The organism is Streptomyces sp. BE303 (assembly GCF_036290945.1).
GTDB lineage: Bacteria > Actinomycetota > Actinomycetes > Streptomycetales > Streptomycetaceae > Kitasatospora.
On the sequence record NZ_JAQYWZ010000291.1, the window covers coordinates 42,424 to 50,078 of the forward strand.

Genomic DNA, 7,655 nt, shown 5'->3' on the forward strand with positions numbered 1-7,655 from the left:
TCACTCCGTTCCCCGGCCGCTGCCGTCGGTCGCGGTGGCGCTCGTGCGGGTGCCGGGCTCGGTGACCGCTTCGCCGCCGTCGGCCCGGCCGTCGCTGCCGCTCTCCGCGCGGGCGTGGTCGCCGGTGCGGTGGTAGCGGTCGTCGCGCTCGAAGCGGCAGAGCACGGCGGTGGCGTCGTCCTGGTGCTTGCCGGGGAACCGGCCGGGCGCGGTGCGCAGTTCGGCGGTCCGCACCCGTTCGACCAACTGCACCGGGCCCTCGGCCTCCAGCAGGTCGAGCAGGTCCGGCCAGGAGCAGTCGTAGCGCTCGACCAGGCGGGCCGCGCCGTCGGTGAGCAGCGCGGCGGCGGAGAGCGACGCCACCGGACGGCGTCCGACCAGGGCCTGCCGGGCCGCCTCCGGCCTGGGGCCGGCCACCCAGAACCCGCCGGGCCGGTTGCGGTGGCGGCGGAGTTCGGCCCAGGGCAGGTGGATCAGGCGCTCCAGCCGGTCGTCGGTGACCGCGTGGACGGCGCCGGAGTGCTCGCGCAGCGCCACCGTGGAGTCGCCGAGCACCAGGTGTTCGACCGTGTCGCCGGTGAGCCGGAGCAGGGCGAGGGTGGCGGTCGGGCTGCACGGGTTGTCGAGGTCGCAGGTCCGGCCGTGTTCGGTAGCGAGGTCGGTGAGCGCGTCGTGGAGGAGTTCGCGCGGGGGCTGGCGGGCGTCGGGGTCGTGCAGCAGGCCGCGGGCGAGTCGGGTCCCGACCTCGGCGACCAGCCACCGTACGTCGTGGCCGCAGCCGGTGCTGGCCCCGGGTTCGGCGGTCGCGCCGTCGATGACCAGGGCGAAGTGCGGTCCGGTGAGGACCAGGTCCTCGTTGGCGCCGCCGGGGGAGGGGATGCTGGCGGCCTCGGTGGAGAACGGGACGGTGCTCATCGGCCGCCCCCGGTCGCGTCGTCGGCGTGCGCCGCGGTCGCGGGACCGGATTCCGCGGCGGAGGCGGGTCCGGCGAGCGGCCCGGGGCCGGACCGTCGCGCGGTGCGGGGGCGGGGCTCGGCCTCGTAGGCCAGCCACTGGGACCAGGCGCGAAGGCCGTCCGCGAGCTCCGTCCGGGGCCGCCGGCCGAGCACGGCGACGACGTCCTCCGGTCCGCCGGCCCGACGGTCGTCCGAGCCGTTCGTCTCGGCGCCCGGCGCCCCGACCGCCCCGGTCACCTCGACCGGGACCGGGCGGACCGCGGCGGAGGCCGCCTCCGCGAGGTCGGCCACGCCCATCGGCCGTACGCCGCGGACGTCCACCTGGCCCTCGGCGGGCGGCAGGCGCAGCGCCCGGTCCACCGCCTCGGCCAGGTCGTCGACGAAGACCGGCCGCCAGCGCCGGCCCGGCTGGTCGGGGATCCGGATCGGCCGGGCCAGCAGCGACCCGCGTACGGCCTGCTCCAGCACCGAGCCGGACTGGATGCCCGGCCCGTAGACCAGGTCGTGCCGGAGCACCGTCGCGCCCGGCACCGGTCCGAGGGGCGCCGCTCCGGCCGCGTCGACGAGCAGCACCACCGTCCCGACACCGGCCTCCTCGGCGGCTGCGAGGGTGACCCCCGCGGCCGTCGCCCGATGCACCGGATCGTCGGCGAGCACCTGGAGGACGGCGGCGGCACCGGACAGCCCGGCGCCGGGCTCCGCGTGCCGGACGCCGGGGTACTCCGGGCCCTGCCCGCCCCACAGGGTGACGTCCCACTCCCCGTCGGCGAGTGCGCGGGCCAGGGCCGCCGCCAGCTCGGAGCCGTCCGCGTCGCGCACGTCCTGCGCGCCGTGGACGTCATGGACGTCATGGACGTCGGCCGCGTGGGCCACGCCGGCCACGCCTGCCGGGACGGCCGCCGGGGCGGCGGGAGCGGTCGGCGCCGTCGGCTGCGCCCCGGGGCCGGACACGACGACGCGACGCGCCCGGGCCGGGCGGGCGGGGCCGCCCCCGGTCGGCGCGGCGCCGAGCCGGGCGCCGGCGGCGAGCCCTTCCGCGTACCCGGAGCGCGCCAGATCCAGGAGCCCGGGGCGCAGCCTGACGAGGTCGTCGTCGCCGAACCGGGTGCAGAGCCCGCCGGCGCCGAGCGTGGCGAGCGCCGAATCGGCGAGCACGCCGTCGGGGCCGGCGGCCGCCCCGGTCCGGGTGGCCGTCACCACGCCCATCAGCAGGGCGGTCTGCCAGTGGGCGAGCAGCGCGGGCCGGTCGACCTCGGCCAGGACGACGTCCCGGCCCGGAGCCGGTTCGGCGAGCAGGTCGTCGAGGCGCTTGGCGGTGTCCTGCGCGTCGAGGCCCAGCCTGCTCAGGTAGCGGTGGGCTTCGATGCCGGCCCAGCCGCCGTCGCCGAGCCGGGTGGCGACCTGGGCCCGGCCGTGCTTGAAGAACGGGATCGCGTCCAACTTCGCCAGACCGCCGTCGAGTTCCCACGACGCGCCGGGCGCGACCGGCGCGAAGCAGGCCGCACGCCGAGGCCCGTGGCCGCCGTTGGCGTGCATGCTCGGCACGTCCGCGTGGTCGGCGAGGTTCGGCGCGGAGAGGTACGTCGGCACCCCGTGCTCGCGCAGGTAGCGGCTCATGACCACGTCGTCGGCCCAGGTCGCACCGTGCTCGCGGGCGTACGCGCCGAACCCGGCGGCGACCGGGGCGGGCAGCAGCAGGACCACGGTCGGGGTGTACTCGCCGGTGGCGGGGGCCCAGCGGTGTCCGGAGAGCACGGCCAGGCGGACGGCGGCGGCGTTGCGCGACTGCCAGTGCGTGTAGAAGGACAGGGCGGCGTCGGGCGCGGCCTCGGCGGCGGCGCGCACGTGGTCGAAGAAGCCGGGGGTGAGCACCGCGTCGTCCTGGAGCACGAGGTGGTGGGTCGAGCCGGCCGGGACGGAGGACCAGGCCGCCACGGCGGTGCGCAGTCCGGTCGGCGGGCCGTCCGGCTCCGGGTCGAGCACCAGGTCCAGTTCCTCCGGCCGGCAGCGGCCGATCAACTCCCGTGCCAGGTCTGCCCGGCGCGGGTGCGTCATCACCGCCCCGCTGACCCGGACCCTGCCGCTGTGCACCGTGTCCATCCCCGAGCTCCCCTCCGTCGACGCCGGCGGGCTGTTCCCACCGGGCCGTTTCCGTGCCGGACCGTTCGCGTGCCGTGCCGTGCTTTCGCCGTGCCCCTGACGAGACTTCGCCGCGTTCGCGTCGTGTTCGCGCCGTGTTCGTGCCACGACGGTGCCGCGGACGTCGGCCGCCTTCTCGCGCTGTCGTGCCCCGGGCGTGCCGCACTCGTCGTGTGCCGCCGATGCGGCGCGACGCCGTGCGGCGCGCCGGCACCGTCGTCGCGGTCGGCGCCGTTCCGTCGTCGTGCAGGGCGCCGCCCGCGGGTGCTCCGGAGCCGCTCGCCGACGTGCGGCGTCAGCCCCCCGGCCGTTCGGCGCCGCCCGACCGGTCCCGGCGGCATCGGCGTCGGCACCGGGCATCGTGCCGGAGTCGTGATGCTGACACGCCGTCGGCCCGTTGCGGCATGGCCGGATGCGGCGCACGGCCGGGGTACCCGGTCGGGTACCACAGCCGCGTACAGACGTTCCGCCCGGCGTAGCGCTAACTTCGGCCAATGCCTCGACTGACCAGGGACGCCACCACGTGGCTCCTCTACGCGCAGATCGCCGCGTACGGGTACTTCGTCTTCGGATTCGGCCCGCTCGTGCCCCTGTTGCGCGACGAGCAGCACACCAGCCGCTTCGTCGCGAGCCTGCACGGCACCGCCTTCTCGCTGGCGATGCTGCTCTGCGCACCGCTGTTCCCGCGCCTCGTGGCCCGGTTCGGCCGCAGCCGGACGCTCTGGGGCGCGATGGGCGGGGTGGCCGTCGGCTCCCTGCTGCTCGCCCTGGCGCACGGCACCGTCCAGACGCTCGGCGCGACGCTGCTGACGGCCTTCTTCGGCTGTGTGGCGCTGACCGCGATCTGGCCCTCGCTGAGCGACCACCACGGTGCGGCGGGGCCGGCCGCCATCAGCGAGGCGAACGCGGCGATGTCCGGGATCGGGCTGCTGGCGCCGCTGATCGTCGGGGCCTCGGTGAGCGCCGACCTCGGTTGGCGGCCCGGTATCGCGGTGACCGCCGTCCTCGTGCTGGCGGTCGTGCTGCTCGGCCGGCTGCTGCGCCACCGGCTGCCCTCGGGTCACCAGGTGGCGGACGCGACGACGTCGCAGGGCCGGTCCGCCGGCGGACCGGCCGGCCGGACCCCCGCCCCCGCCGTGACCGGGCGCGGTGACCCCCGGCTCTTCCTGGCCGCCCTCGGCGTGATCGTCGCGGTGGCGGGCGTCGAGGTCTGCCTGACCCAGTGGCAGTCCGACTACCTGCGCGAACACGCCGGGGTGAGTGCCGCCGGCGCGACCGCCGCCGGCGCGGCCCTGGTCGTCGGGATCTTCGTCGGGCGACTGCTCGGCGCCCGGTTCACCCTGCGCTTCCCCGCCGGGGCGGTCCTGCTCGGCTCGCTCGCGTTCTCGGCCGTCGGCTTCGCGCTGTTCTGGGCCTCGACCGCACCCGCCGTCGCGGTCGGCGGCCTGGTGGTCTGCGGCCTGGGGATGGCCCTGCAGTTCCCGATGGCCATCGTGCTGGTCCTGGACACCGCCACCAACGGGCCCGACGCCGCCTCCAGCCGGATGGGCTACGCCTCGGGGACGGCCTTCGGGGCCGCCCCGATGCTGCTGGCCGCGCTCTCCGACCGGATCAGTCCCGGCGCCGGGTTCCTGCTGGTCCCGCTGCTGCTGGCCGGCGCGGCCGTCCTGACTGTGCTGATCCTGCGCGCCGGTGTCCCGGCCGCCGCGCCGGCCCCTACCACCACCCCGGAGCTCCAGCCGTGACCACGACCGACCCCCTGACGCGCGCGTTGCCCGGGCTGCTGGGCGCTCACCACGCCGCCTACACCGTCCCCGACCTGGACGAGGCGGTCGAGTTCTTCACCGGCGTCATCGGCGCCACCGAGGTCTACCGGGCCGGGCCGGTGGAGGACGACGGCGACTGGATGGCCCGCCACCTGAACGTCCACCCGAGGGCCCGGGCCATGGTCGCGGTGGTCCGCCTGCCCGACGGACTGGAGCTGGAACTCTTCGAGTACGAGGCTCCGGACCAGCGCCGCGTCCAGCCGGCCAACAGCGACTGGGGCGGTCACCACCTGGCCCTGCGCGTCGCCGACGTGGACGCGGCCGCCGCGTACCTGCGCGCCCGTGGCGTGCGGGTCCTCGCCGACCCGCAGACCATCCACGCCGCCCACCCGGTGGCCGGCACCCGCTGGGTCTACGTCCTCACCCCCTGGGGCATGCACCTGGAGCTGTACGCCCCCGGCCCGTCCCGCGCGCCGGACGACGCCGTACCCGGTGCCGGCGCCGGTGCCGGTGCCGTGGACCAGGGCCGGGCGTGAGCCCGGTCAGGGCTTCGACTCTCCGCTTCGACGACGACGAACACCGCCGGTTCTGCGAGTTCCCCGACCGTGCCACCGCCACCCTCGTCGAGCAGACGCCCGAGGCCCCGGCAGGATGACCGCCGAGGGCTCGGCGGAGCGCTCCGGCTCCGTGGCATCCGGCCGGGGAGCCTCCGCGAAAACCTGTTGGCGGACGACTGCGGCCACTGCTACGTTTCCGGAGGCCGTGCGAGAGACCGAGGAGGTGGTACCCGTGAACGCAGGATCGACATGGGTGCTCCCTTGCGGGGTCATGGTCGGGCGGTAGGTCGCCCGGGAGCGCCGTTCACGAGCACTCCCGAAAGGCATGACCATGCGTTTCACTTCCGAGCAGCGCCTCGACGACGGCGTCCTCGAACGCGAATTCACCCTCGGGGAGATCCCCGGCACCCTGTGGACCCCTGAATCGGCGGCACCGCTGCCGCTGATCCTGATGGCCCACAACAACGGCCTGCCCAAGAGCGCGTCCCGGCTGGTGGCCCGGGCCCGGCACTCCGCGGCGCACGGCTACGCGGTGGCCTCCATCGACGCCCCGGGGTGCGGTGACCGGCCCCGCTCCGCCGCCGACGACCGGGCCCGGGCCGACATCCGCCGGGCGGTGCAGGCCGGCGAGCCGGTCGACGAGATCTTCGAATCCTTCATCGGCCCACTGGTCGAGAGGGCGGTCCCGGAGTGGCGGACCACCCTGGACGCCCTCCTCGCTCTGCCCGGGATCGGCGGCCCGGTCGGGTACTCGGGGTGGACGGCCGTCGGCATCCGGCTGGCGGCGGTCGAGCCGCGCATCGCGGCGGCCGGGTTCTTCGCCGGGGGCTACGTGCCCCGCGCCCAGCGCGAGGAAGCCCGGCAGGTCACCGTCCCGCTGCTCTTCCTGCTGCAGTGGGACGACGAGGGGAACCCCCGGCAGCGGGCCCTGGACCTGTTCGACGCGTTCGGCGCCGAGGAGAAGACGCTGCACTCCAACCTGGGCGGGCACACCGGCACGCCCTGGTTCGAGGTGGAGGACGGGGTCCGGTTCTTCGGCCGGCACCTGAAGTGAGGCCGGGCCGCCGAGCCGTCGGCAGACGGTAGGCGGTGGACGGCGCCGGTACCCGCCGAGATCCCGGCGGGTACCGCCGACCGGTGGCCCCGGGGGCCGGGGGCCGCGTATCGAAGGCCCCGAGCCGGAGGGCGCGGTGAAGCCGCCGGGGAGATCCGCTCCTCCGGCGTCGCCGTCACCCTCGTCGTCCACGAGCAACAAGCAGCTCGGCCGCGGGCGGCACGGTCTCACCAGGGAATCGGCCCGTCCTCGGCGAAGAAGGCGCCCGTCGGGCCGTCCTCGCCCGCCGTCGCCAGGTCGACCGCCACGGCCGCGCCCTCCTCCGCCGTGCGTATCCCGGTGTGGCGGTTGAGGTCGGTCGCGCAGTAGCCGGGACTCACCGCGTTGACCAGGATCCCTTCGGCGCGCAGTTCACCGGCGTAGAGCAAGGTGATCGCGTTCAGCGCGCTCTTCGAGGTGCAGTAAGGGAGGAGGACCGAGGAGTAGGAGGACCACGGGCTGTCCGGGTCGGCCAGGTGGGTGAGGGAGCCGAGTTCGCTGGACATGTTGACGATGCGTGCGGCGGCGGAGCGGCGGAGCAGGGGGAGCATGGCGTGGGTCACCGCGATGACGCCGAACACGTTGGTCTCGTAGACCTGCCGGACGGTGGCGGCCGGGGTCTCACTCGGCTTCTGCGGTCCGGCGGCGATCGCGGCGTTGTTGACGAGGATGTCGAGGCGACCGAACGTGGCGTCGATGTGCTTGGCGGCGGCCTGGACCGAGGTCTCGTCGGTGACGTCCAGCGGAACGAACCGAACGTCGGCGCCGCCCGCGCGAAGCTCCTCGGCCGCAGCCTCGCCACGCTCGGCGTTGCGGGCGCCGATCAGCACGGTGATGCCGCGGGCTGCGAGCCTGCGCGCCGTCTCCTTGCCGATGCCCTTGTTCGCGCCGGTGATCAGAGCAGTCTTCTGCGAAGTCGTCATGGCACCCAGCCTCCCCTCACCCGGGGGCGGCAGGGAAAGACCAGAAGACTCTGGATCTATAGTCCACAGATATGAGTGAGCTAGTAGTACTTCGTTAACTTGTATTGATCTTGGTCGGCCTGTCGGGCATCCTGGTCGGCGTGAACTTGGGGGAGATTGAGCAACTCCGTGGCGAGTTGGCCGCGTTCGTGGCTGAGGTGTTCGCATCGGTGCCGCGGAAG

Annotated in this window: 7 protein-coding genes; 4 read left to right on the top strand and 3 right to left on the bottom strand. The window is 75.3% G+C overall.

Annotated features, from left to right (window positions below; all coding sequences use genetic code 11):
* Together PUR56_RS02770 and PUR56_RS02775 are read right to left on the bottom strand one after the other, a co-directional pair.
* Nucleotides 1–915 carry a protein phosphatase 2C domain-containing protein gene (locus tag PUR56_RS02770; protein ID WP_329878019.1) on the bottom strand — a complete coding sequence of 305 codons (915 nt, stop codon included), beginning with the start codon at nucleotides 913–915 and terminating at the stop codon, nucleotides 1–3.
* Nucleotides 912–3,056 carry a hypothetical protein gene (locus tag PUR56_RS02775; protein WP_329947702.1) on the bottom strand — a complete coding sequence of 715 codons (2,145 nt, stop codon included), beginning with the start codon at nucleotides 3,054–3,056 and terminating at the stop codon, nucleotides 912–914. Before PUR56_RS02775 ends, PUR56_RS02770 begins: the two co-directional genes overlap by 4 nt.
* Before the next feature lie 533 nt (nucleotides 3,057–3,589).
* On the opposite strand from PUR56_RS02775, the gene PUR56_RS02780 reads away from it, so the two are divergent.
* The 4 genes from PUR56_RS02780 (at nucleotide 3,590) to PUR56_RS02795 (ending at nucleotide 6,472) form a co-directional block, all read left to right on the top strand.
* On the top strand, nucleotides 3,590–4,840 hold the full coding sequence (locus tag PUR56_RS02780; protein WP_329947703.1) for an MFS transporter: 1,251 nt from the start codon (nucleotides 3,590–3,592) through the stop codon (nucleotides 4,838–4,840).
* Entirely contained in the window at nucleotides 4,837–5,397 is a 561-nt protein-coding gene (locus PUR56_RS02785) for a VOC family protein (RefSeq protein ID WP_329947704.1), read from the top strand. The genes PUR56_RS02780 and PUR56_RS02785 overlap by 4 nt, the downstream gene beginning before the upstream one ends.
* Entirely contained in the window at nucleotides 5,394–5,516 is a 123-nt protein-coding gene (locus tag PUR56_RS02790) for a hypothetical protein (RefSeq protein ID WP_329947705.1), read from the top strand. Before PUR56_RS02785 ends, PUR56_RS02790 begins: the two co-directional genes overlap by 4 nt.
* A 233-nt stretch (nucleotides 5,517–5,749) precedes the next feature.
* On the top strand, nucleotides 5,750–6,472 hold the full coding sequence (locus PUR56_RS02795; RefSeq protein WP_329947706.1) for a dienelactone hydrolase family protein: 723 nt from the start codon (nucleotides 5,750–5,752) through the stop codon (nucleotides 6,470–6,472).
* A 227-nt stretch (nucleotides 6,473–6,699) separates the two neighbouring features.
* On the opposite strand, the gene PUR56_RS02800 is transcribed toward PUR56_RS02795, so the two are convergent.
* The gene (locus PUR56_RS02800; protein ID WP_329947707.1) at nucleotides 6,700–7,434 is read right to left on the bottom strand and encodes an SDR family oxidoreductase; all 735 of its coding nucleotides are present in this window, start codon (nucleotides 7,432–7,434) and stop codon (nucleotides 6,700–6,702) included.
* Nucleotides 7,435–7,655 lie beyond the last annotated feature (221 nt).

Excerpts from the sequence above, each read along its gene's own strand:
- PUR56_RS02770 (WP_329878019.1), bottom strand. The coding sequence starts at position 915 with ATGAGCACCGTCCCGTTCTCCACCGAGGCCGCCAGCATCCCCTCCCCC.
- PUR56_RS02775 (WP_329947702.1), bottom strand. The coding sequence starts at position 3,056 with ATGGACACGGTGCACAGCGGCAGGGTCCGGGTCAGCGGGGCGGTGATG.
- PUR56_RS02780 (WP_329947703.1), top strand. The coding sequence starts at position 3,590 with ATGCCTCGACTGACCAGGGACGCCACCACGTGGCTCCTCTACGCGCAG.
- PUR56_RS02795 (WP_329947706.1), top strand. The coding sequence starts at position 5,750 with ATGCGTTTCACTTCCGAGCAGCGCCTCGACGACGGCGTCCTCGAACGC.
- PUR56_RS02800 (WP_329947707.1), bottom strand. The coding sequence starts at position 7,434 with ATGACGACTTCGCAGAAGACTGCTCTGATCACCGGCGCGAACAAGGGC.